The sequence below is a fragment of the Paenibacillus sp. FSL L8-0644 genome (genome assembly GCF_038008165.1).
Taxonomy (GTDB): domain Bacteria; phylum Bacillota; class Bacilli; order Paenibacillales; family Paenibacillaceae; genus Paenibacillus; species Paenibacillus polymyxa_D.
The window spans coordinates 2,522,557-2,545,000 of sequence record NZ_JBBOYN010000001.1 but is presented as its reverse complement, the minus strand read 5'-3'; the positions used below and the strand labels follow the sequence as shown (position 1 = coordinate 2,545,000).

Here is a 22,444-nt window from a genome sequence, read left to right as displayed (position 1 = left end):
CCTGTCCATTGTGCTGATTGCAGTGCCGCTGCCTCTGTTACCCGAACGAATTCCAATGCCATTTGACTCTCCATACCTATCCCTCCACCTCTCCTAAAATAATTATTACCCTTAAGCAAATGAATATATTTAGGGCAGCTTTGCTGCAATCTTTCTATTTATCTATTAAACTCCTGTATCCTACGTTTTTAATTTTTAGTTATATGAGCAGCTACTAGGCTCTATAACATTCTGATAATTAAACCTGCCGTCTCTTCAATCGCCTTATCTGTAACATCAATAACCGGACAATTCAGCTCTTTAAACAAAGACTGCGCATACGCTATTTCCTCTTCCACTCTCGTCGCTGTAGCATACTGCACATTATTAGGAAGCCCCATAACCTTTAGTCGCTCACTGCGTATTTTCAACAGTAACTCTGGCTCGATCGTTAATCCGAACACTCGACCACGCTGAACATCCTTCAACTGAACAGGCGGTGTCAGCTCCGGCACAACCGGTATGTTGACCGTTTTATAACCTTTATGCGCGAGAAACATGGATAAAGGAGTTTTGGAAATACGGGATACTCCAAGCAATACAATATCCGCTTTGAGAATGGCGCTCACATCTTTGCCATCATCGTATTGAACCGCAAAATCCAAGGCCTCTACACGCCGAAAATAGTTGTCGTCCAGTCGGTGCAGCAGACCAGGCTTCTCTTTGGGATCGTTATGGAACGTATCGGCAAACGCCTGCATCATTGGTCCCATAATGTCGACAGCCCGCACATTCAGCCGGACAGCCTCTTCTTTCATCGCCTCTCTCAATTCCGGCTGTACCAGCGTATAAGCTACAAAGCCTCTACGCTCGGCAACTTCCTCCATCACCCGGCTCAGTTCGTCTTCATCCCTCACGTTCATAAATCTTTTGATCTCTGTGTCCGGTAACTCAAACTGGCGCATGGTCGCCTGTACGACAGCTTCTGCCGTCTCGCCAATCGAGTCTGAACAGATCGCTATAAAATGACTGCTCGCCTGTACCATTCGATTCCTCCCATTAATCCTCTGCTACCATATCGAGCAACATTTTAATAATATTTGTTTTTGTAATACGTCCCACGACTTTCCAGTGCTCTCCTGGCTTGTCGGAGTCGGAAGGGACGACGACAGGCAGACTGTCGATTTGACGGGCAATAATTTTGCGCGCTGCCTCTAATACCGTATCCTCTGGGGAAACGGTGACAACATTCGCCTGTCGGGTCATCACTAGGCTGACAGGAATGGTTGCTGCATTGGGATTCCCTAACGTTACCTTAAGTAAATCCTTGCGGGAAGCTACCCCTGCCAAATCTCCGTCTTCATCGGTAACGATCAAATTGCTCACATTTTCCAAAAAGAGAGCTACAACAGCTTCCTGAATCGTTGTTGTTTCACGTACGATGACTGGAACCCCGTGAAGATCGCCCACCTTCATTTGCAATAGCCGGAATTTTTCCTCCCGGTTCGGCGTGCCCCGCTTTCCAACAAAATATCCGACCTTGGGCTTTGCATCTATGTAATTCAGAATACCCAATTTGGATAGGTCGGTCCGAATGGTCGCCTTACTGAGATTAAGCATTTCCGCAATCTGATCCCCGGTAATTGGGGCATGCTTTTGTACGATGTTTAAAATTTCTACTTGTCTTGCCGTAAGGTCGATGATGAACGTCCCTCCTTTTTTTCTTGCGATCTAATATTGAATATAATACGTCATATATAACAATAAATCAACCTTAAAAAGCATATAAAACATCACATATATAAAATTAAAGTGGTTATTCATGTCTTTTTATCATTTAAAACACTTATTCAACACAAAAAAACGGGCACTTTACACCCTGCTCTTTCGAGTAAGGCGAAGTACCCGCTCTCTTATTCGTATCTTAAAGCATCAATTGGACGCAGCTTAGACGCCTTCCGCGCCGGATATACTCCGAACAACACTCCGACTGCCATACAGCACAGAAAAGAGTAAAGCACGGGCTCTATCGAATACACAATCGGCATTTGGACGAATTTCTCAAGCAGTTTTGCACCTCCGAGACCCACCATTACGCCAACTAGTCCACCCATCAGACTGAGAAAAACAGCCTCAGCCACAAACTGCAGCATAATATCACTACGTTGCGCACCAATCGCTTTACGAATCCCGATCTCCCTCGTACGTTCCGTGACGGACACCAGCATAATATTCATAATGCCGACACCTCCAACGCCAAGCGCAATTGCAGCTACACCGGCCAGCAGCATATTCATAATCCGATCAACCCCGGACACTGTTTTTAAGATTTCCGTCTGGGTCATGATCTGAAAGTCATCGCCCTCTGATGGCTTTAGCTCATGTCTGACACGAAGCACCTGCCGAATTTCTGCACTTGCCTGATCAATCTTCTCCTCTGATGTTGCAGAGGCGTTCACCTGCTGAATACTCATATTGCCTAGCCGTTCCATCCCCGTTGTAATCGGTACATATACCTGCTGACCGCTGTTACTCATATTGGAATTGGAATTTGCCAGCACACCGACCACCTTAAAAGGAAGCTGTTTGATCATGATCGTCTCACCGACCGCTCTGGAGGCATCCGGACCAAAAATATTACGGGCCGCATCACTCCCAAGCACGGCCACATTCATTTGTTTATCCACTTCATAGTGGGTAAACGACCTGCCTTGAGCTAGTGACAGCTTTCTCACATGAACGAATGCCAGTGAAGTCCCCTCAATTTGTCCGCTGACCTTATTGCGACTCCACGTAATATCTGCATTGGTCATAGCACTTGGTGCTACCTCTGCTACTGCTTTTTGCTGCTCTAGCGCATCGATATCTTTTAGAGATATTCCTTTCGTCTGATTGAACGACATGGAACTAGAGCCATCATATGGAGCATAAGGATAGATCATCAGCAGATTATTTCCCATACTGTTGATCTGAGATGTAATCGTAGCCGTTGATCCTTTACCGATGGCTACAATCATAATCACAGCGGCCACTCCGATAATAATGCCCACCATGGTCAGCAAAGATCGCAGCATATTGGTTCGCAAACTGTTGAGTGATACACGGATAATTTCCTTAAACTTCATGCCTTCACTTCCTCTGCCGCCATTCTTCGTTTCCCAACAGGCTGATCCTCTTCAATCCGCCCATCTCGAAAATGAATCAGACGCTTGGCGTATTCCGCAACCTCTTGATCATGAGTAACCAATACAACCGTTTTCCCCTGATCATTCAGACGCTGAAAAATCCCCATTATTTCAACACTTGTTTTGGAGTCCAATGCGCCTGTAGGTTCATCCGCCAAGAGAATGACCGGATTGTTCACAAGTGCGCGGGCAATGGATACCCGCTGCTGCTGACCGCCTGACAATTCGTTCGGCCTATTGTTCATCCGATCGCCTAGACCTACGCTAGTGAGGGCTTCCATTGCCCGCAAACGACGCTCCTTGACAGGAATACCTGCATAAATCATAGGCAGTTCCACATTCTCCAGAGCCGTTGATCGCGGGAGCAAATGAAATTTTTGAAATACAAATCCGATTTTCTGATTACGTATAATAGCCAGTTCATCCTCACGGGCATCTAAGATCGAATAGCCGTCCAAATAAAATTGTCCTGACGTAGGTAAATCCAGACAGCCGATAACATTCATCATCGTGGACTTGCCTGATCCAGACGGTCCCATAATCGCAACAAAATCACCGTCAGCAATATCAAGTTGAACCTCACGCAGAGCATGAATTTCCTGATCTCCGACATGGTACACTTTTTTCAAATCCTCAATCTGAATGACGTATCTCATACCCGTTTAAAAGCCTCCCTGCATGCCGCCCATAGCGGAAGGGTCCAGCGGAGGTTCAGGAGCAGGCACAATAAGCGTGTCACCCTCCTTTACACCTGACTTGAGTTCGACTCGATCTGGCGTATAAAATCCGAGTTCTACGGGCTTGAAAGTGCGCGCCCCTGGATTTGCAGCATTATTAGCGGAAACATACACGCCATCCTGTCCCCCTTCGGATCTCAGCGCAGTCGCAGGTACGAACAGTACATTTTTGTGTACTCCCAAAATAACGGCCACATTCATAATCATGCCCGTTTTGAGCTTGCCTTTCGGGTCATGAACAGACAGTTCCATCAGATACGTCGTCATCCCTTCATCCGTAGAGGCTTCCGGTGACACAAATTGCACCTTCCCTGGAAATGATTCACCCGGATAGGCATTGGTAGTCAACACGGCTGAAAGACCCTTCTTTACTTTGACAATGTCGGTCTGACTTACCTTCACAACCACCTTAAGATCGTTGGAATCCGAGTTATTCATGACAATGAATGGAGCTGTCGGACTGGTCCCTACATCCCCGTTCACCTTCAAGATTACCCCGTCCCAAGGTGCTGTAACCTGAAGCTTGTTCAATTCATTTTTCTTCTGCTCCAGTTCCGTCGCCTGTCTTCGAACCTCTATCCGTGAGGCTTGAATATTGGATGCATCAGCCGGAACCTGAATTTTGCGAAGCTCTGCCATTGCCGTACGATATCCGATTTCAGCCTCTGAAATGGTGCGACGTTTTTGTGACATGATTTTGCGGAACTGCAGATCCAGACCATCATAGTCCGTCTGTGCTTTATCCAGTGCTTGCTCTGCCTGCTCCAATTCACTGTTGGACACCGCCCCGGCATCATGTAAAAACTTTTGGTCTTCATATGCCTTTCGCGCCTGTTCCAACTGCTTTTGGGAAGTTTTCTTCTGACTTTCGGCTTCTTCCAGCTCAAATGATTCTTGCGCTGTATCGATAGCCATTTTGGCCCGAAGCACATTTGTTTTCTGAATTTCAATGTCCTCAGCCTTCGGACCTTTCTCCAATTCAGCCAGCTTGGCTTTGGATATTTCCAAAGTATCAGACGCACTCTGAATTTGCATTTTAATTTCAGAACTGTCCAGAAGAGCCAGGACTTGTCCTTTCTTTACTTTGTCTCCGGCCTTCACGTTCACCGCTGCCAGCTTATTTTCGCCTGCGCTTGTAAAATTCAACTTCACTTCCTTGGAAGCCTGTACGGTACCGGACGTATCCAGCTTCTCGCTCACATCGCCGCGTTCTACTTTAAGCTTCTCATCCTGAACCAACGGTGCCGCCTGTTCTTTGGGCAAATTTAGGTATACTGCTGCTCCGCCTCCACCGACAACCAGTAGAACAATTGCAGTCCAGATCCACTTTTTTCTCCGTTTTCTCCGTAACTTGATTAAAGCGTCATTTAAAACCGTTTCTGCCAATGCCGTTTCCTCCCTATGTGCTCCATGGCTTGTTCAACGTATACTCATTTTGATCCAACTCGATCGCAAGCTCTTCCATTTGCCGTTCAATCTGGTTCACTTTCAACTGATTATTTTTCAATTCCATCTCAATAATTAGACCTCTGGCCCACTTTTTGCGTGATAATTCCAAGGCCTCTTTTGCTGTACGCAAGCTTTCTTCCAGTTGTACGTATTTCTTTTGATTTTCCTTAACTGTGGCATACAAATTACGGAGAGATTCGGCAAAATCCTTTTGACCTTTGTCGAGTTCCTCCTTAGCCGTATCGACATCCATTTTAGCTAGATCATAAGCACCAGCACCATTGTTAAAATCGAAATATCTCACATTAAGCTCCGAAGTTTTGATGCTATCCTCCAGCTTCCATAAATTTGGATTCATGTCTGTCAGCTGTTGTATATGTAATTCGATATCCAGCTTCTTCGGTTCCTTGTACACGGGTCGATCGACCAATTCATAAGCTGTTCCATTAGGCTGTCCCATGAGGAAGTTCAGGGCATCCCTGGATTTTTGCAACGCAATTTTCCCCTGCTCTACGGTTTGCTGAGCTTGGCTTCTGGCCTGTGTACTCTCGTTTTTCGCATACTCAGACAGCTTTCCGCGCGCAAATTTGGCAAGTGCAATCTTTTCCTCCGCTTGGGCGATTTCAAGCGCTTCTAGATCATTTTTCACCTGATTCTCTGCCACGAACACACTTTGATAGCTTTTCATCACATTAAAATAAATCTGGTCTTTGGCGAACTGCGCCTGCTTTTTGCTGGCTAAATAAGATAGCGTCGAGGAACTGTAATTTCTCCATGACGTTTCATCATCAACATACTCATTGTCTATAAAATCGACAGGTGAATTGCCCAGGTCCTTTTCTGCATTTTTCAGTTCCATTCTGCGGCGCTCTACGTCCCGTTCGGCGGTACGTGTATTGTAACTGTTCGTCTGTGCCCATTCCGCGGCCTGCTTGAGTGTCAATGTAGGTAAAGCCTGACCCGTTATGGATGATGTCTTCGATGGAGCCGCAGCAGAAGGTTTAACTGACGTACTTGATGCTACATTTCCTGATAAACTCTCAGCCTGTACAGTGGAGGCCAAGCCTGATGATAATGACAATACAAGCAGCACGGCAGCCGCTTTTTGCTTCATAAATGAATCTCTCCCCTTTCGGTGCATTCTTCGAATCTTTTCCGTTTTTTTCGACATAAATTTCCACAAACTCTTGCATTCTAATTGTACTTTCAGGTTTGTGTTGGTACAAGGTGTCAAAACAATACATTTTTGTAACCTTTACTTCCAGATTACTCGCTTTATACTACTTTTCGTCCAATCAGATATGGATTCAACCTATTTTTACCTTAACTTTACCTAATTTTCAGCTAATTTTAAGGAAACCAACAGCATCTATTAAGGTTTGGAACATATACTAGAGAAAGAATAACAGCCGCTCACTGGGAGGGTTAATAGATGATAAAAGAATCTCGTATGACAACCACTAACGAACCGTCTGATTTGTGGATGACCCGCTTTTTACGTGAATCAGAACAAAAAAAGAAACAACTCATCCGGGAAGCCCGGAAAAATAACGATATACCACTGATGAACAGCATTTCTTTTCACCTTGCCCAACGGGATCAGCAGCATCTTATCGGATAAAATGACAAATGAATCTTATGCTATAAATAACAGATTACCTCTAGTTATCTGCTTCGTATGCTAGATGAAAAAGACCGGGACAAATCGTTAATTGACTTGTCCCGGTTCTTTATGACGATCAAATTTAATATAAAACCGCATAGCTTGTTCCGCGCCTATTCTTCCATCTCTGCCTGCGGATCATAGAGATATTGATCCAGTGGAATGCGCCCGTTTTCATTAAACCGTATGCCTTCCTCCTCCAAATACAGACGCTGCAGGGATGCGGACTCATCCTCCTGCAAAGCAATCTCCCCCAAACGGTTGACTACTCTATGCCAAGGAAGCCGGTGTTTTTGGCTCAATGTATGCAAAATCCGCACCACCTGTCTGGCACCTCTTGGGCTTCCGGCCTCTGCCGCAATTTGACCGTAAGTCATTACTTTTCCCTCAGGGATCAACAGTATAATTTGAAGCACACGGGCAGTGAAAGGCTGCATGTTCTAATTCCTCCGTATTACTATTGCTTTTTCAATAATTATAGCACCCTGAACAGATGCTAAAAACCCCTGCTCCTACAAATGTAAAAAACAGGGGAAAACCCATCGTTAAAATTTAGAATCCGCTCAGACCCTGCCTTTTTAAATCCTGTGCTACCAATCGTGCCAGTTCCCTTGCACCTTCATAGTTTGGATGGAGTGTATCACCGTTCATGTACAAAGCCAGTGTAGCGACTTTACCAATAGAAGTAAAATAAGCTGAGCTAAGAACATTCAGGTCGACTAAAGGCGTTTGTTCCTCTTGAGCCAGCGCCAAAATAGCACTTCTATACCATCTATTTTCTGCGTTGTGTACATTGTTAGCATTAAAGTCAGTGGCTCGTCCTTGCGGAGTTGACAGGATTACCGTCGCCCCCTTAGCCTTCGCCTGCCGGATCATATCCCGCATCCAGTCCTTAAACTCTGCTTCGCTTTCGTTATGCTTTGGATTGGTGTCATTAATGCCCAATTGGAGAATAAAATAATCCCCCGGCTTAATATATTGGACGATGGCCTCCAACTGACCGTCCTGATGGAAGCCTCTAGCAATTTGGCCTCCTGACGCCATATTGCGAATTTGAAAAGTATTCGTGTTCACAAACTCTGGCAGCAGTTGACCCCATCCCGCTTGCACGCTGCTATCCAGCGGATAATAGTTACATACCGTAGAATCCCCACCGATATAAATTGTTCGATTCGTAACCGGATTGCTAGATAATTGCCTGATTTCCATTGCACTGAGTGTGAAGATCGCCCCCTCTTTGCCTTCAGTAACCAGCAGATTTAGTTGTCCGTCTGTTACTGGAATTTGAAAGCGATCCTTGGCCCCATTCCCTGTCATATTTATGACCTGATACACCCCTTCAGCTGCAATACTCGAACGAGAGGTATCTCCTAAAGTAACCGACACCTCATACAAACCAGGAGGAAGATCAACATCAAAAGTATTCTCGCTTTTCGTACCTGTAACCAGGAAACGTACCGCATCACTTGCCACTCCAGTCCCCGAAGCACTGACATTACGCATATTCTCAGGGGTACGAAAGCCATAGCCACGTGCTAAGTCATAAGACAGCGAAGCGCTCACTCCGGTATAACCCGTTTCGACCGTACCTCCGCCAAAATCAAACTTGTACTCGCCAGCGGATGCCTGGGCCGGGAGAGCTATGCCCACACCTGTTGCACCACATAAAAAAGCTGCTAAAAGCATATGAGTCAATCCTTTTTTCCACACCATTCTTCATTCCTCCTCCAGATTTTTAATTGTACGAAGCAATGGATATTTACTGTAAGCGCATACATAAAATTCTACCCATTGTTGCAGGGTTATGCCTGTGTAATTCTTATGCAAAAGAAAAGTAGTTTAATCGTTAAGCTTGAAACTTGTCTTGTACACAAAAAAGCTTCGCAGTTACATCTGCGAAGCCTCATGAAGCGATATTTCGTCATATCAAAATTACTACATTAATCCGCAACCAAAATTCCGTCAAAGCTCTCTGGACCTACACGTATTGTACCCAGCAGGTTAGCTGAAACAAAAGCAGTGTACACCAATTGTTCCGTAATCGGCGGGTTAAAGTCATCGGCTGAGAATGCAATAACCTGTGGAGCCAACAAACTCAAACTAAAAGTTGACGTGGCCGAATAAACAACAGGGTCAGTAACCAGGGTACCTCTTACAATAGTGATCGTTATTCCGACTAAAGCAAGCGGAAGTTGAAGCGATATAGTTCCTTTAAGCAAAACCCGTGGCGTACCTGTAGCTCCCAGTGTGTTTAACCCGATCTGCCCGAACAATTGAGGCGTATTTATAAGAGTGATCGGAATGGCAATAGAGTTGGCTGTCGAAGCATTTTGGGATGTTCTCCCATCAATAAATGTTCCCATGGTTTCTCCTCCTCTCTCTATCAGATACTCATAGACTATGAAAAAGTTTGTTTTGTGCTTGGACTGAATAACTTGTAAAACACACAACTTCTGATGAATAGGCTAATGTGCAGCCCCTTCTCTAGCCCTGTGAATACACTAAACCAACACTGAGAAAGGAGGGATGTCATGTCTAATAAGTTTAGAGCCACCTTAAGGGGGGCTAATGAAGTGCCTCCTGTCAGAACAAATGCGACAGGAACAGCCGAATTTCGTTACCGTCCAACGAGCCAACAATTAAGCTTTGAACTGACTGTACGCAATATCTCACGGGTAACCGAAGCGCATATTCATCTGGGACGAAGAGGTGAAAATGGCCCTGTTGTTGCTACACTGTTTGGTCCTTCGAAGTTTGGAATAACCGTTAGAAGAGGCGTCGTTAGCGGCGTGCTCCGTGCATGTGATCTTACCGGTCCACTCAGAGGCAGAACCATTTATGATTTGGTGTGCCAAATTAGAGAAGGTAATGCCTACGTCAATGTCCACACGATCCGTCATCCGAATGGTGCTATTCGTGGACAAATTAGACGCGCACCAATCAAACGTTGCAAATAACGAATAATCATGAGTATAAAAAAGAACTTCCATACCACTCATTTTGAGGCTATGGAAGTTCTTTTCTTAATTCAGGATTTTTGCAAAATCCTCAATTCTTAACAAAAGTTAAGAAGTTCATAAGCGTTTCTTAAGCCGTTCCCTTTAGGATTGTTAAGAACTTTATCTTTTAATAGAAAGAGTTCAACAAGATACAGTTCACTCCTGAAAGGAAATGAAGCTTATGAAGCCTACGACCAAAGAAAAAATTCCCGAATTGCAGTTGGTCAGAGCCATGGCGATTTTAGCCGTCTTGATGGTACATGCCACTTCTTATGCAACGGTTCAGCTTACAAATTCCAGCCTATATGTTGTATACAATGCGCTCAATGTGTTGATGAAGTATGGAACCCCCGTATTTATCGCGCTTAGCAGCATGGTACTGTTCTACAACTACAAGGATCGTCCAATGGGACGACAGCTCTTAAGTCGCTTTTATAAGCAGAGATTGCTGTATATTCTCTTACCTTACGTCATGTTCTCCCTATTTTATTTCATCCTGTCTCTTATGGCTGGCAGTTCCGGACCATGGAGTTTAGCTACACTTGCGAAAAGCTTTGCTCTGAAGCTGGCGACAGGCAAAGCGTATACCCATTTATATTATATTTTTATCATGATGCAATTCTATCTTGCATTTCCATTCGTACTGTGGCTGTTCCAGCGATATCGGCAACTTCCACAATGGTCTATTGTCCTTGGGCTGTTGCTACAGTGGTCATTTGTAATTGGCAATAAATTTCTATTTCAGGTGCAAAATAAGGGCAGTTGGGCACTGTCTTATGTAGCCTGTTACATGCTGGGTGCTGCTCTAGGTTATTACTATCCACAGCTGAAAACGTGGCTTCTGATGCATAAGGGGCAACGAAGTGTTGCCGGAGTGCTGACATGGATCACAATTTGGGCTTTATGGCTGATTTCAGCCACCATGCATGTCTATATGTGGTACGAAAATAGAATGTACGTAATCTCGTATAATTCGCTAGTTTTCGAACTTATGTATAATATGTACAGCCTGTCCAGCACACTGGTAATACTACAGATTTCCTTTTTAATGTATAGACGACAACATTCCTTTGTCACTCGCAAGCTGGAACGTCTGGGCACACTGTCCTTTGGTGTGTATCTGATTCATCCGTTTTTCCTGCTTCTGTATCGGCAGTTATCACCACATATCGGTTCTCCGCAGCTTATTCATGTGTGGTACGCTGGAGGTTTTTTCTTTGCACTTCTTTGCTCTTGGCTCGTCGTGTCTACCATCTCCCGTTTCCTACCATTTGCTTGGATCCTGTTCGGTCAACTACCGGGAATAGAAAAAAGACAATTCAAGCAAGAAAACCGTATTTCTTCAACTGAAACAGCACTATCCAAAGGCTGACGTCCCCAAGCAAGCGAACTGAGAAGAGTGTCCATAGCCTCCATCTTTAAAAAAGTATATAATACGCCATATTGAATACTGCTGGAAAGAACAGAAAGGGTGCACGGGCCATGCATAACGGAACCATTTTATTAGTAGACGATGAGCCTGAAATTATTAAGCTGATGCAAATTTATTTGGAAAATGAAGGATATCGACTGCTTATGGCACGAGACGGACTGGAAGCTCTGGAGCAAATCAGTCGGGAATCGATAGATGTGATGGTGCTTGATGTGATGATGCCCAATATGGACGGGGTTGAAGCTTGCATGAAGATCAGGGAAACCGAGCATTTTCCGATTATTATGTTGTCTGCGAAGGGACAAGATGTGGACAAAATCACAGGACTCAGCGTTGGGGCCGATGATTACGTCACTAAGCCGTTCAGCCCGTTGGAACTGGTGGCACGCATTAAATCCCAGCTGCGTAGAGTACGGAAATATACCCATTCCTCCCCTGTATCGGAGCATGAAATGATACTGGATGAACTCTCCATTAATTCTGCTACGCATGAGGTCACTCTCGCCGGAGAATCCATTAAGCTGACCCCACGAGAATTTGCCATTGTCGAGCTGTTGGCACGTAATCGTGGTCAAGTGCTGAGCATGGAGCAGATCTATGAAAAAGTGTGGAAGGAGCAATATCTGGAATCCAACAACACGCTGATGGTTCATGTGCGTAAAATTCGCGAGAAAATTGAGGCTGATCCGAGAAAACCCAAATATCTAAAAACGGTGTGGGGCATCGGCTACAAAATGGAAAAATTCGATTAATGGAGGATTCACGTCTTGAAGGCAAAACGATATGATACGTTGGGATGGAAGCTGGCAGCCCTTAGCCTTGCCGCTTTCGCTCTAACCGGACTGATTTTGATGGTGTCTTATTATGGAGCATCTTTGCTACTATGGCTGAATCCTTCCCGTTCATTTTTTGGCACCCGTCTGGTTCGCTGGACCGTAAATCACATTGGGTCCCCACTGATCATGCTGGTAGGCGGGCTACCTACATATATTTATTTCTTTTTCCTTTTTACCAAAAATACGATTGGTTACCTTCGCGAAATTACGACGGGGATGCAAGAGTTTGCTGACGGAGACCTGTCCTATACGATTCCTGTTTCTTCAGCGGACGAGCTGGGTACCTTGGCGAAAAATATGAACACCATGGCGGACAAGCTCCGTCTCTCGCTGGAAGAAGAACGGGCTTCTGCCAAGGCCAAAAACGACCTGATCACTGGCGTATCCCATGATCTTCGTACCCCGCTAACATCCGTGATCGGTTTTTTGGAATATATTGAAACCGACCGCTATCGGGATGAAATTGAGCTGCGCTATTATGTGAACATTGCTTATGAAAAGTCATTGACGCTTAAGAAGCTGATCGACGAGCTGTTTGAATACACGCGTGTGAGCGGTGGCAGCCTGCCACTGGAGCTGGAGCCTGTAGACCTCGGCAAATTGCTCACTCAGCTTGCTGAGGAATTTGTACCCTCTCTGGAACAGGCAGACATGTCCTACCGTGTCCGAATCGTCGAGCCTGTTCGGATTCTAGCCGATACCGACGAGATGGTACGCCTGTATGAAAATTTGTTTTCCAACGCTATTCGATACGGAAAAGACGGCAAACGCCTCGATATCACCATAGGACGCGAAGACGACGAGGCGGTGGTAATCTGCACCAACTACGGCACCCCAATTCCTGCGGAAGATGTCCCGTACTTGTTTGAACGGTTTTACCGGGTGGACAAATCACGTTCCAAGGAAACTGGAGGCACCGGGCTGGGCCTTGCGATTACAAAAAGTATTACCGAGCTGCACAATGGCCGCATTTCGGTTAGGAGTAATCGCAGACAAACAGATTTTGAAACCCGTTTTCCCCTCTATCATGCTCGTTAGGCGGTCTACACGCTAGCCCACTAACAACGTATAGACGATACCTGGCCCGTGTACACCGATCGTCAAATCATTTTCAATATCCGACGAGCGGCTTGGTCCAGTAATAAAATGAATGCCTGCAGGCAGTTGCTCACGCCCGACTTCGTCAAAGCGGCTTAGAATCTCGCCCAGTCGTGTTCGCAAGCGCTCTACTGGCAGAAGAATGATCAGTGCGGTTGGCAAAAGGCTGACCGCACGGCCTTTCTCCGGCGAGGATAGCACCGCTACCGAGCCGGTGTAAGCAGCCGCTTCGTCGGCGATGACGATGCCGATATCCGCCTCAGCGGCGCGGGCCTTCCAATCCTCGACTGGATCGGTGTTCCACACCGATAAACGGACTTGCGGCAGTGCCGATTCCAGCTGGAGCGCATCCAGGTCCAGCTCATTCTGCCGGACGATATAGGCCGCTCCCAGCTCTCGCGCTTTGCACGCGATCCAGTCTGCGGTCTGCTCCAAATTCGGCAGACGCACGACATGCCCGCCAACACTTGTAAAGTTAGCAGTGAACTCCTCGATGCGCCGCTCCGCGCTCCAATCGAATTCGTACCAAAATGCAGGTGCCCCGCGAAACGGCTGAACTGGCGGCTCCGTCTGTCGTGGACGCTTGAGCCGCGTCGCGATGCCGTCCATAAAGCGTACCTGCTTGGCACGGGATTCTTCTTCCATTTGATGAAGCCACGCTTCATGGGCCGCTTTTGCTTGCGCAGAAGGATTACTATGCTCACTCATGCTGCGTCCCTCCTTTACTTCTATCTGCCAAAATCTTCTCCATTCGGCTGAGAACATCCGGCTGCATCACGTTGCGTTCCTGCTCCAGCTTATGCTCCAGCGTGTTCCATTGCTGACGGAAGGATTTTTTCGCCAGAGAGGGAGCCACACGGTACGTATTCCAGCCTTTTAACGGGCCCAGCTTCAAGGTAATTTCACCTTTACGGACGATCGCTTTCTGGGCGATCTGCCCTAGCCGAATCGCCACTGCGAATCCCTTCGAGTTGGAAACTACGGTCGCAAAACCTTTCATCCCTGCCGTTTCCAGCTTATCTCCTTGTCCCGCCTCCACCTTGCGTCTGCGCAAATATACCAGCATATCATGCAGCGGTATTTTGACCGGACAGGCTTCATAGCACGCACCACACAGACTGGACGCACTCGCAATATCGTTCCACTCTTCGATGTTGCTATGAAGGGCAGGCGTAAGCACCGCACCGATAGGGCCACTATATGTCCCGCCATACGCGTGCCCGCCAATGTGTCGGTACACCGGACAGGCATTCAGGCAAGCACCACAGCGAATGCAATTCAGCAACTCTTGAAACTCGGGATTGCCCAGCTGTAGTGAACGTCCGTTATCTACGATGATGATGTGCATTTCGTCAGGCCCATCGGCATCTTGGCTGCGCCGAGGGCCTGAAATACCAGACATATACATGGTCAGCTTCTGCCCCGTAGCGGATCGTGGCAATAATGTAGCCATCACCTCCAAATCCGTCCAGGATGGAATAATCCGCTCCATGCCCATCAGCGTAATTTGGGTTTTGGGCAGAGTGGATACCATCCGTGCGTTCCCTTCATTTTCAAACAGGACCATGGAGCCTGTCTCGGCGATGGCGAAATTACAGCCCGTCATGCCAATATCCGCTTCTAGAAACTTCTCACGCAGCTTTTTGCGGACAAAGCCCGCCAAAATCGTCGTATCCGCGGACAGTTTCTCACCTGCTTCTTGGGATAACAGTTCGGCAATCTGAAAGCGGTTTTTGTGAATCGCCGGAATGACGATATGAGACGGGGGCTCTCCTGCCAGTTGAATAATATATTCACCGAGGTCACTTTCAATCGTCTCGATATCCGCACCCTCCAGCGCCTGATTCAAATGTAACTCCTCCGACACCATCGACTTGGATTTGACGACGGAACGGGCTTGGCTATGTGCAGCAATATCCAGGGTAATACGTACGGCATCGGCTGCTGTATCGGCAAAATGGATATGCACCCCGTTGGCACGGGCATTTTCTACAAATAGATTTAAGTAATAGTCCAGATGGGCAATGGTATGCAGACGAATTTGACGGCCCCGTTCACGCCATTCTTCCCAATTTCCGTGTTGCTCTGAAGCCACCTGCTTTCCGTTACGCAAACGCTCTGTAGTGAAACGAACTGCATTCCGCAGAAAATCATTATTTAGGGCCAGCTCTGCACGTTTTTTGACCTTTTGGTTCATGGAATGTGAGTGTACGACGGTCATGCGTGCTTCACCCCTTCGTACAGCAGCTCAGCCAGATGCATGACCCGAACTGGCTCCTCCCGATACCGAAGATTTCCGGCAATGTTCATCAAGCAGGCCATATCTAGTCCGACCAGTACCTCGGCTTCGGTCTCCCTGATATGGTCCACTTTTTCAGTCACCATCGCTCCCGAAATATCTGGCATTTTCACCGCGAAAGTCCCGCCAAAGCCACAGCAGTCCTCAGCAAAGGGAAGTGGTACTAATTGCAGCCCCTTTACACTGCCAAGCATCTTCATCGGTTCCTCCTTCACGCCGAGCAAACGTGTGCCATGGCAAGACGGATGATAGGTTACTGTATGCGGAAAAGACGCGCCCACATCGGTCACGCCAAGCACCTGTACCATAAATTGCGTAAACTCATACGTCTTTTGTTCCAGCCTCCGTGCTGAATCGAGCCATTCGGGCTCATCCTTAAACAACTCCGGGTAATGATGAATCATATATGTACAGGAACCGGAAGGAGATACGACAAAATCGCTGTCGTTAAACGCTTTCAGAATTGTTTTGGCAGCAACCCTCGTTTCATCCCAATAGCCGCTGTTATAGGACGGCTGTCCGCAGCATGTCTGTACCTTCGGAAAATCCAGCTGAACACCATATCTGGAAAGCAAGCGTGCCATCGCTTCCCCCACCTTGGGATAAATCGCATCACTCAGGCAAGTAATAAATAAGGATACCTTCATACGGAACACCCCTTACGTCTATGGAATAGCTATTACTTTATAGAGGATACCAGCGGATCGGTTCATTTGAATCTGGAGAAGCGTCAGCGTTTGCCTAAAAGCTTTCCAAAGGAAAGCTCTCTACGTAAGCATAAGCTTGCAGTGGGATTCTCACCTAAACGTGTTTTACATCATCAAAGAATCCCACTGCAACAGCGAGCGTAAGAGCAAATGAAACGCGGAGCGACACTCTCCACCTCGACATTTTTAAATTCACACAACCGTAACTGGAATAGCCTGCTCCGCAAGTTGACTGCGAATCGGATCCGACAACCTCGAATCCGTAATAATCTCGGATACCTGCGACAGGTTCACGACATGCGTAAACGCCTGTTGCCCAAATTTGCTCGCATCGGCCAGTAAAATCACACGGTCTGCAATGCTGACCATTTTCTGCTTCAAACGAGCTTGCAGTTCATTCGATTCACTAATACCGCGATCCAGATGAACCCCCTGGCTGGAGAAAAACAATTTATCCACATAATAGGTTTCCAGGGAGCGCTCTGCGAGCGGGCCTACAAATGACAGCGAGCGTTGAAGCAACTGCCCCCCCGTCGAAATGACCTCGATTTTTTCTTTACCCGCCAGCTCTGTAGCTACCCGAATCGAATTCGTTAATATCGTCAAAGGAATATCCGGTAAACTTGAGGCCATATACCAGGCGGTTGTGCTGGCATCCAGCAAAATACGATCATTCGGCTGAATCTGCTTAACCGCTTCTTCGGCAATTCTGCGCTTTTCCTCTGCGTTCATAATTTCCCGTACCGCATAGGGCGTTTCAGGCTGCTCGTTTTTGACACTTACCGCTCCCCCATGCGAACGGCGCAGTCGTCCCGCCTGCTCCAGACGGTCCAGATCACGACGAATCGTTTCCTCCGTTACTTTGCACAACTCACTCAATTCGGACACTCGTATGCTTCCTTTTTCATTCACGAGCTGCACAATCATCTCATATCTTTCTGCGACCAGCATGGCAATCTCACTCCACATCTTTAATGTACAAAAAGTCCCGCTACCCGCCGGAATTGCCCATAGGCATCCTCCCACGCTTCTGACTCGGCAGGCTCATATTCCTCCACGGAAATAGAATTCGCGATGACCCGGCGGGCTTCCCATATATCGGCGAACTTTCCCTGTGTCATCCATTGTACCGCAAGATTGCCGATTGCGCTCGCTTCTGCAGGTCCCGCCCACACTGGTTTTTGAATCGAATTGGCCGTCCATTGGCACAACAAGCGATTTTGAATCCCTCCTCCGACCATATGTAAACCATTAAACCGTTGTCCTGACACCTGTTCTGTAAGCTCCAAAATGTAACGGTACTTTAACGCCAGACTCTCCAAAATACAACGCGTGATTTCTCCCGGCGTCTCGGGCAATGGCTGTCGGGTATTGCGGCAATATTGGCGAATTCGTGTTTTCATATCCCCGGCGTGCAGAAATAATTCATCGTCCGGATCAATCAAAGAAGTGAATGCTGGAGCCTGTTCTGCCATATGAACCAGTTCAGGGAAGGAATAGGAGTACCCCTGCCGTTCCCACTCCCTACGCGCCTCCTGTAAAATCCACAAGCCCATGATGTTTTTAAGCAGCCTGTAAGTTCGGCTGACCCCACCTTCGTTCGTAAAATTAAAACGAAGCGTATCGTCATTGATTACAGGCTGTGCCGTTTCCGTTCCCATCAGGGACCATGTTCCACAGCTCAAGTACGCAAACGAGCGCTCCAGCGCAGGCACGGCAGCCACAGCAGATCCCGTATCGTGCTCTGCTACTGCAATCACAGGAATCGCTCCAATGCCCAGATCGTTCATAACCGACGAGCGGATCGTTCCTGCAACATTTCCTGGCTCCAGCACCTCACCAAACCAGGAATGGGGAATGTTGATTCCAGACAAAAGCTCATCATCCCATTTTTGCTGCATCGGATTATATAATTGCGTGCTGGTCGCATTGGAAAACTCATTGTACATTTCACCTGTCAGAAAATACCGTAGCAGATCTGGAATCATCAAGAAATGCTTTGCCTGCTCCAGCAACGGTGAACTCGCATTTCGCATAGCAGCCAGCTGATAAATGGTATTAAACGTCAAAAACTGAATGCCTGTGCGCTGGAAAATAAACTCTTTTCCCAGCCGTTCCTGTACTTCTTCCATTACCCCATGGGTGTGCCAATCCCGATAATGATAAGGGTTGCCCAGCAGTTCTCCGGTTTCTCCGATCAGTCCAAAATCGACCGCCCAGGAGTCAATCGCCAGGCTGGATGGATTCATTCCCCTATGCTTGGCTTTGATCAATCCTTGCTGAACCTCGTGATACAGACGCAACAGATCCCAGTGCAGATGTTCCCCAACCTTGACCGGATCATTCGAAAAGCGATGGATTTCCTCCACCACTATACGTGAATCCGTCAATTCTCCGAGTAGAACCCTTCCGCTGCTTGCCCCCAAATCATAAGCGAGGATACTCACCAGCTTGCACCACCCTTGCCTCTTTGCAAAATCTGCGTGCCATACTCAGACGCTAAGTAAGCTTTCATCGGGTCTGCTGGTAACCCTTGCTCTTCACGGATCGCTCTGAGCAATGGTGACACATCAAACTCAAACGCTTGTCGCACAGCATCCTCCGCACCCAGCACATTCTGGCGGCTCGATGCTTCCTCCACTTCTGCATGATTAATTAGGAGCGCTTTCGCATATTGAGTCTGCACATTCAGCACCGAACGAATCATCGCCGGAATTTTTTGCTCAATATTGTGCGACTGATCGATCAAATAAGCAATTTTGTCCACCGTATGCCGAATATCTTTATCCACATCCTGAGCCGCATTTAAAATTTGATAAAAAATCAAGAACAGTTCATACGGATTCGCGGAGCCCACGATCAGATCATCATCCGCATATTTGTAGCTATTAAAATGAAAACCACCTAATCGCTTCTCATCAATTAGAAACGCCACAATATGCTCCACGTTGGCTCCCGGCAGATGATGCCCAGTATCCACCAGCACCTGTGCCTGCGGCCCCAGCTTGGTTGCGTAATTATACGCCATGCCCCAATCGGCAATATCCGTATGATAAAAGGCTGGCTCGAACGCCTTGTATTCAATCAGCATGCGCATGTCAGATGTGAGCGCCTTATACATTTCACTGAGCGCTTCCAGCATCCAATTTTTCCGTTTGCGAATGTCCCCCTGACCGGGATAATTCGTTCCGTCTGCGAACCATAAGCTAAAGTCGTTCGAGCCCGTTTCCTTCGCAATATCTACGCATTCTAGCAAATGGTTGATGGCCTTGCGGCGGATGGCCGGGTCTACATTGGTGACACTGCCGAGCATGTAGTCCTCGTCTTGAAACAGATTAGGATTCACGGCCCCAATCCGCAGACCGAGGCTTTCCGCATGACTGCGAAGCTTGCCGTAATTGTCTACTTTATCCCACGGAATGTGAATGGCAACGGATGGACATAAGCCTGTCACGGCATGAACCTGCGCCGCATCCTCTAACTTTTCGAACGGATCACGCGGCACGCCCGTTTTCTGAAAGACTTTAAATCGTGTACCTGAGTCGCCATATCCCCAGGATGGTGTTTCTATGCTAAGCGATTTCAGCTTTGCCTTTACTCGCTCCAGGTCAATGCCTCGTTGTTGCTGTTGTTCCTCGAATAAGGCGTACGCTTTGTCACTCATCATGGTTCCTCCTTGGAAAAATGAAGTGAGTTATGGGAGATCGCTTCGCGTGCGGATTGTTCTTCCGATCGCTCCGCTGCTGACCACCCATAAAGTCACTTCTATTTTTAAAGTGTTAGTGTGTGTATAACATGTGGCTTGGATTAGTGAAATAGATTAGTACATTAAATTAGTTCGTTATAATCCTAAGTGTTGAGCCGTTGAAATGAGTCTATCGCTTACCCAGGTTCATTTTAATTCGGCTAGCGTGTAAAGGCAGCGGGGACGCCGCCGTCGATGGTCAGCATACAACCTGTCGTTTTCTCTGCCTTGGATGAGGCGAAAAAGGCAATGCCCTCAGCGATATCCTGCGGGTAAATATTGACCAGCAGCGTCGTCCGTTTGCGATAATGCTCCTCCAGCTGGTCGGGCTCAATGCCGTAGGCAGTGGCGCGTTCATTACGCCAGTTGGAGTTCCAGATTGCCGAGCCTTGCAGAATGGCATCCGGCAAAATGGTGTTCACACGGATACCATATTCACCACCTTCTGCGGCAATACAACGGGCTAAGTGCGCTTCCAGCGCCTTGACCGAGCTGTAGGCCGTTACATTTTTACCTGCGTAGACCGAGTTTTTGGAGCCGACGAACACCATGCTGCCGCCAAGTGTCTGCTCCTTCATGAGCTTGAACGCTTCTCGTGCAACCAGAAAATAACCCGTTCCCAGCACATTCACATTTAAATTCCATTCCTTTAACGATGTTTCATCGAACGGACTGGATGTAGCAAGGCCTGCATTGTTGACGATGATATCTACACCGCCATAGGTCAATGCCGTTTCTGCATAGGCAGCCTGAATTTGCTCCTCCTGCGTCACATCCATTTTTACGGCAATGGCACAGTTTTCTCCGTAGCTACTATTGATCTCTGCGGCTACCTTTTGCGCGCCTTCCAGATTCAGGTCTGCCAGTACGACATGTGCGCCTTCATCCACCAAACGACGTGCGGTTGCACTGCCAATTCCGCCTGCACCACCTGTAATGAACGCAATTTTACGGGAAAATTCAACTTCTGCTGGCGCGAGTGACAGCTTATAAAGCTCCAGCGGCCAATATTCCACGTTATATGACTCGTTCTCACTGAGTGAAACAAACTCTCCTAACGTCGTTGCCCCTTGCATGACAGCGATAGCCCGATGGTACAGAGCACCGCTTACCTGCGCATTGCTCCAGCTTTTACCTGTGTTGATCATACCAACACCCGGAACCAAAATTACACGTGGCGCAGCCTCAAACATAACATCTCCCTCATGCCGATTGCGCTCGAAATAAGCTTGATACTGCTCCTTATAGGCTGCAATACCCTCGGCAAGCTTAACTTTCAAGCCCTCTACATCCTCCACATCCGGTGTCCAATCTACATAGAGTGGCTTCATCTTGGTATGGACCAGATGATCCGGGCACGCAGCCCCGACCTGGGATAAAGCAGCAGAATCCCGGCCGTTCACAAACTCCAACACATCTTCCGCGTCATCAAAGGTTAAAATCATCTTTTTCTCATCACTGACCGCTCCCCGAATCGACGGCATAACTTGAGATGCAATGCTACGGCGCCCTTCATAAGTAAGCGCTTTATATTTTGTTCCTCCAAACGCCTGCTTTTCCTCTTGACGAGCTTTAATATAGCTTTCTGCTTCTCGGATGATATCGATCGTTTTGGCATAAGCCGCTTCGGATGTGTCTCCCCACGTAACCAGACCATGTTTTTCCATCAATACCAATTCAGCTTGTGGATGATCGAGTACACCTTGGGCAATCATTTTCGACAGCTTAAATCCAGGACGGATATAAGGCACCCATACAAAACGGTCACCGAAAATTTCCTTAGCGATTTCCTTACCGTTGTGCGCACAGCACAAGCTAATAATCGCGTCCGGGTGCGTATGATCGACATGTCTAAAAGGCAGAAAAGCATGTAATAGCGTCTCAATTGAAGCCCGTGGATGCTTGGCATCTATCATACAGTTCGCCAAATATGCGACCATATCCTCGTCAGACATATCTTCTCTTTCAAATAAAGGACGAATATCCTCCATACGAAGTCCTGTGAAGTTATGCGTTTTCATTGTTGCGAGATCGGAACCGCTGCCCTTGACGTACATCACTTCTACTTCACGCCCGCGAAAATCTGGTATCGTCGTTTTGGCCGAAGTATTACCGCCTCCCCAATTGCACACACTCCTCTCTGTACCAATCAGGTTAGAACGGTATACGAGCTGTTCCAGCATGCTTTTCTGCTCAGACGCTTGTGAAGAAATCCACAGACTTTGTACCATAGGAAAAAGACCTCCAAGTTTAGTTTTAGTTTTGAAAGGCTTTATTACAGTGGTTATTCTTTGTTTATGGAGACTATAACACCT

At 47.2% G+C, this 22,444-nt stretch carries 22 protein-coding genes (1 of these 22 cut by a window edge); 5 read left to right on the top strand and 17 right to left on the bottom strand.

From position 1 onward, the window contains the following. The 7 genes from glpX to NSS94_RS11695 form a co-directional block, all read right to left on the bottom strand. Positions 1-74 carry the 5' end (the start) of a class II fructose-bisphosphatase gene (glpX, locus tag NSS94_RS11725; RefSeq protein ID WP_029518434.1) on the bottom strand. The gene continues 904 nt to the left of window position 1, outside the view, so only the first 74 of its 978 coding nucleotides appear in the window; it begins with the start codon at positions 72-74; the stop codon falls past the left edge of the window. 147 nt (positions 75-221) lie between these two features. Next, positions 222-1,025 (bottom strand): pyruvate, water dikinase regulatory protein, encoded by an 804-nt coding sequence (locus NSS94_RS11720; protein ID WP_029518435.1) that lies wholly within the window; start codon positions 1,023-1,025, stop codon positions 222-224. 13 nt (positions 1,026-1,038) lie between these two features. Further along, entirely contained in the window at positions 1,039-1,653 is a 615-nt protein-coding gene (locus NSS94_RS11715; protein WP_223822107.1) for a helix-turn-helix transcriptional regulator, read from the bottom strand. Between the two features lie 239 nt (positions 1,654-1,892). Continuing rightward, positions 1,893-3,104 carry an ABC transporter permease gene (locus NSS94_RS11710; protein ID WP_029518436.1) on the bottom strand — a complete coding sequence of 404 codons (1,212 nt, stop codon included), beginning with the start codon at positions 3,102-3,104 and terminating at the stop codon, positions 1,893-1,895. After that, positions 3,101-3,820 carry an ABC transporter ATP-binding protein gene (locus NSS94_RS11705; RefSeq protein WP_029518437.1) on the bottom strand — a complete coding sequence of 240 codons (720 nt, stop codon included), beginning with the start codon at positions 3,818-3,820 and terminating at the stop codon, positions 3,101-3,103. Before NSS94_RS11705 ends, NSS94_RS11710 begins: the two co-directional genes overlap by 4 nt. A 6-nt stretch (positions 3,821-3,826) precedes the next feature. Further along, positions 3,827-5,287 (bottom strand): efflux RND transporter periplasmic adaptor subunit, encoded by a 1,461-nt coding sequence (locus tag NSS94_RS11700; protein WP_318628437.1) that lies wholly within the window; start codon positions 5,285-5,287, stop codon positions 3,827-3,829. 13 nt (positions 5,288-5,300) lie between these two features. Continuing rightward, positions 5,301-6,464 (bottom strand): TolC family protein, encoded by a 1,164-nt coding sequence (locus NSS94_RS11695; protein ID WP_318628436.1) that lies wholly within the window; start codon positions 6,462-6,464, stop codon positions 5,301-5,303. 318 nt (positions 6,465-6,782) lie between these two features. On the opposite strand from NSS94_RS11695, the gene NSS94_RS11690 reads away from it, so the two are divergent. Continuing rightward, positions 6,783-6,971 (top strand): hypothetical protein, encoded by a 189-nt coding sequence (locus tag NSS94_RS11690; protein ID WP_013370989.1) that lies wholly within the window; start codon positions 6,783-6,785, stop codon positions 6,969-6,971. Positions 6,972-7,126: 155 nt separating this feature from the next. Here the strand turns inward: NSS94_RS11690 and NSS94_RS11685 are convergent, their stop codons facing one another. From NSS94_RS11685 to NSS94_RS11675, 3 genes are all read right to left on the bottom strand, one after another. Continuing rightward, complete coding sequence (locus tag NSS94_RS11685) at positions 7,127-7,450, bottom strand: MGMT family protein (RefSeq protein ID WP_029518440.1); 324 nt, start codon at positions 7,448-7,450, stop codon at positions 7,127-7,129. Positions 7,451-7,565: 115 nt separating this feature from the next. Then, positions 7,566-8,726, bottom strand: coding sequence for a rhamnogalacturonan acetylesterase (locus NSS94_RS11680; RefSeq protein ID WP_209950364.1), 1,161 nt, complete (start codon positions 8,724-8,726; stop codon positions 7,566-7,568). Positions 8,727-8,953: 227 nt separating this feature from the next. Next, positions 8,954-9,376: a hypothetical protein gene (locus NSS94_RS11675; protein ID WP_029518442.1), complete on the bottom strand. Its 423-nt coding sequence runs from the start codon at positions 9,374-9,376 to the stop codon at positions 8,954-8,956. A 168-nt stretch (positions 9,377-9,544) separates the two neighbouring features. Here NSS94_RS11675 and NSS94_RS11670 point away from each other — a divergent pair, with 168 nt between their 5' ends. From NSS94_RS11670 to NSS94_RS11655, 4 genes are all read left to right on the top strand, one after another. Further along, a complete protein-coding gene (locus tag NSS94_RS11670) occupies positions 9,545-9,970 on the top strand; it encodes a CHRD domain-containing protein (protein WP_023988435.1) in 426 nt (141 codons plus the stop codon). A 223-nt stretch (positions 9,971-10,193) separates the two neighbouring features. Beyond that, complete coding sequence (locus NSS94_RS11665; protein WP_341040407.1) at positions 10,194-11,384, top strand: acyltransferase; 1,191 nt, start codon at positions 10,194-10,196, stop codon at positions 11,382-11,384. Positions 11,385-11,494: 110 nt separating this feature from the next. Beyond that, complete coding sequence (locus NSS94_RS11660) at positions 11,495-12,196, top strand: response regulator transcription factor (protein WP_341039328.1); 702 nt, start codon at positions 11,495-11,497, stop codon at positions 12,194-12,196. A gap of 15 nt (positions 12,197-12,211) precedes the next feature. After that, positions 12,212-13,318 carry a sensor histidine kinase gene (locus tag NSS94_RS11655; protein ID WP_069012375.1) on the top strand — a complete coding sequence of 369 codons (1,107 nt, stop codon included), beginning with the start codon at positions 12,212-12,214 and terminating at the stop codon, positions 13,316-13,318. A 12-nt stretch (positions 13,319-13,330) separates the two neighbouring features. On the opposite strand, the gene NSS94_RS11650 is transcribed toward NSS94_RS11655, so the two are convergent. From NSS94_RS11650 to NSS94_RS11620, 7 genes are all read right to left on the bottom strand, one after another. After that, a complete protein-coding gene (locus NSS94_RS11650; RefSeq protein ID WP_341039327.1) occupies positions 13,331-14,086 on the bottom strand; it encodes a LutC/YkgG family protein in 756 nt (251 codons plus the stop codon). After that, positions 14,079-15,599, bottom strand: coding sequence for a LutB/LldF family L-lactate oxidation iron-sulfur protein (locus NSS94_RS11645; RefSeq protein WP_341039326.1), 1,521 nt, complete (start codon positions 15,597-15,599; stop codon positions 14,079-14,081). Before NSS94_RS11645 ends, NSS94_RS11650 begins: the two co-directional genes overlap by 8 nt. Further along, on the bottom strand, positions 15,596-16,324 hold the full coding sequence (locus NSS94_RS11640; protein ID WP_039275138.1) for a (Fe-S)-binding protein: 729 nt from the start codon (positions 16,322-16,324) through the stop codon (positions 15,596-15,598). Before NSS94_RS11640 ends, NSS94_RS11645 begins: the two co-directional genes overlap by 4 nt. A gap of 252 nt (positions 16,325-16,576) precedes the next feature. After that, positions 16,577-17,335 (bottom strand): DeoR/GlpR family DNA-binding transcription regulator, encoded by a 759-nt coding sequence (locus NSS94_RS11635; protein ID WP_029518449.1) that lies wholly within the window; start codon positions 17,333-17,335, stop codon positions 16,577-16,579. A gap of 20 nt (positions 17,336-17,355) precedes the next feature. After that, a complete protein-coding gene (gene rhaB / locus NSS94_RS11630; protein ID WP_341039325.1) occupies positions 17,356-18,831 on the bottom strand; it encodes a rhamnulokinase in 1,476 nt (491 codons plus the stop codon). Further along, positions 18,828-20,048, bottom strand: coding sequence for an L-rhamnose isomerase (rhaI, locus tag NSS94_RS11625; protein ID WP_341039324.1), 1,221 nt, complete (start codon positions 20,046-20,048; stop codon positions 18,828-18,830). Before rhaI ends, rhaB begins: the two co-directional genes overlap by 4 nt. Positions 20,049-20,290: 242 nt before the next feature. Then, a complete protein-coding gene (locus NSS94_RS11620) occupies positions 20,291-22,360 on the bottom strand; it encodes a bifunctional aldolase/short-chain dehydrogenase (RefSeq protein WP_341039322.1) in 2,070 nt (689 codons plus the stop codon). Between the last annotated feature and the right edge of the window lie 84 nt (positions 22,361-22,444).

Excerpts from the sequence above, each read along its gene's own strand:
- NSS94_RS11720 (WP_029518435.1), bottom strand. The coding sequence starts at position 1,025 with ATGGTACAGGCGAGCAGTCATTTTATAGCGATCTGTTCAGACTCGATT.
- NSS94_RS11710 (WP_029518436.1), bottom strand. The coding sequence starts at position 3,104 with ATGAAGTTTAAGGAAATTATCCGTGTATCACTCAACAGTTTGCGAACC.
- NSS94_RS11705 (WP_029518437.1), bottom strand. The coding sequence starts at position 3,820 with ATGAGATACGTCATTCAGATTGAGGATTTGAAAAAAGTGTACCATGTC.
- NSS94_RS11695 (WP_318628436.1), bottom strand. The coding sequence starts at position 6,464 with ATGAAGCAAAAAGCGGCTGCCGTGCTGCTTGTATTGTCATTATCATCA.
- NSS94_RS11690 (WP_013370989.1), top strand. The coding sequence starts at position 6,783 with ATGATAAAAGAATCTCGTATGACAACCACTAACGAACCGTCTGATTTG.
- NSS94_RS11685 (WP_029518440.1), bottom strand. The coding sequence starts at position 7,450 with ATGCAGCCTTTCACTGCCCGTGTGCTTCAAATTATACTGTTGATCCCT.
- NSS94_RS11680 (WP_209950364.1), bottom strand. The coding sequence starts at position 8,726 with ATGGTGTGGAAAAAAGGATTGACTCATATGCTTTTAGCAGCTTTTTTA.
- NSS94_RS11675 (WP_029518442.1), bottom strand. The coding sequence starts at position 9,376 with ATGGGAACATTTATTGATGGGAGAACATCCCAAAATGCTTCGACAGCC.
- NSS94_RS11670 (WP_023988435.1), top strand. The coding sequence starts at position 9,545 with ATGTCTAATAAGTTTAGAGCCACCTTAAGGGGGGCTAATGAAGTGCCT.
- NSS94_RS11665 (WP_341040407.1), top strand. The coding sequence starts at position 10,194 with ATGAAGCCTACGACCAAAGAAAAAATTCCCGAATTGCAGTTGGTCAGA.
- NSS94_RS11660 (WP_341039328.1), top strand. The coding sequence starts at position 11,495 with ATGCATAACGGAACCATTTTATTAGTAGACGATGAGCCTGAAATTATT.
- NSS94_RS11650 (WP_341039327.1), bottom strand. The coding sequence starts at position 14,086 with ATGAGTGAGCATAGTAATCCTTCTGCGCAAGCAAAAGCGGCCCATGAA.
- NSS94_RS11645 (WP_341039326.1), bottom strand. The coding sequence starts at position 15,599 with ATGACCGTCGTACACTCACATTCCATGAACCAAAAGGTCAAAAAACGT.
- NSS94_RS11640 (WP_039275138.1), bottom strand. The coding sequence starts at position 16,324 with ATGAAGGTATCCTTATTTATTACTTGCCTGAGTGATGCGATTTATCCC.
- NSS94_RS11635 (WP_029518449.1), bottom strand. The coding sequence starts at position 17,335 with ATGCTGGTCGCAGAAAGATATGAGATGATTGTGCAGCTCGTGAATGAA.
- rhaI (WP_341039324.1), bottom strand. The coding sequence starts at position 20,048 with ATGAGTGACAAAGCGTACGCCTTATTCGAGGAACAACAGCAACAACGA.
- NSS94_RS11620 (WP_341039322.1), bottom strand. The coding sequence starts at position 22,360 with ATGGTACAAAGTCTGTGGATTTCTTCACAAGCGTCTGAGCAGAAAAGC.